The sequence below is a fragment of the Pseudoalteromonas sp. SR45-5 genome (assembly GCF_014163565.1).
Taxonomy (GTDB): Bacteria; Pseudomonadota; Gammaproteobacteria; order Enterobacterales; family Alteromonadaceae; genus Pseudoalteromonas; species Pseudoalteromonas distincta.
Genome location: NZ_JACJDN010001004.1, coordinates 1 through 808, shown reverse-complemented (window position 1 = coordinate 808; position 808 = coordinate 1). Strand labels below are relative to the sequence as shown.

The 808-nt window shown below is 43.6% G+C and carries 4 tRNA genes; all 4 read right to left on the bottom strand.

Annotation, left to right across the window (positions count from 1 at the left end):
- Positions 1-13 precede the first annotated feature (13 nt).
- Positions 14-90: transfer RNA gene (locus H5072_RS20670), tRNA-Arg, on the bottom strand.
- Positions 91-238: 148 nt separating this feature from the next.
- Positions 239-315 (bottom strand) — tRNA-Arg (locus H5072_RS20665).
- Positions 316-388: 73 nt separating this feature from the next.
- A tRNA-Arg gene (locus tag H5072_RS20660) sits at positions 389-465 on the bottom strand.
- 38 nt (positions 466-503) lie between these two features.
- Positions 504-596 (bottom strand) — tRNA-Ser (locus H5072_RS20655).
- Positions 597-808 lie beyond the last annotated feature (212 nt).

Genomic DNA, 808 nt, shown 5'->3' with positions numbered 1-808 from the left:
GAAAACATGAAAGTGGTGGGCGCAGGAGGATTCGAACCTCCGACCGCTCGGTTCGTAGCCGAGTACTCTATCCAGCTGAGCTATGCACCCGCTTTCATTTTTACTATTACTTGTTTTTACTCTAAGTGAGAGTCTATAAAGTGGTGGGCGCAGGACGTATCTTGTAAGAATGAACCTCCGACCGTTTGGCTTTAGCCAACACTTTACTTTTTTATACTCTAAGTATGAGTCTATAAAGTGGTGGGCGCAGGAGGATTCGAACCTCCGACCGCTCGGTTCGTAGCCGAGTACTCTATCCAGCTGAGCTATGCACCCACTTTATAGTTTACTTATTTTAACTCTAAGTAGAGCTTTTGCTTATTTAGACTCTAAGCGAGTTATTAAAGTATGGTGGGCGCAGGAGGATTCGAACCTCCGACCGCTCGGTTCGTAGCCGAGTACTCTATCCAGCTGAGCTATGCACCCATACTTTAAAATTTTACAAAACACGCCATTAAAAGAAATGGTGGAGAGGGAGGGATTCGAACCCTCGATAGAGCTACAAACTCTATACTCCCTTAGCAGGGGAGCTCCTTCGGCCACTCGGACACCTCTCCGTCTTGTGGGGCGTATAATAAAGATTTCAGAAAATATGTCAAACACTTTTCTACCAAAAACGACTATATGGTTACAGATTGCACATATGCTTGGTTTAAAAGTGTAATTAGTTTGAAATTTAAGCGGGTTACGTATTTTTATTTGAAGGATTAACACCTAGCACGGGAACTAAGTCATCAGTTAACTGAGCCAAATACTGTTCTTGGTAACC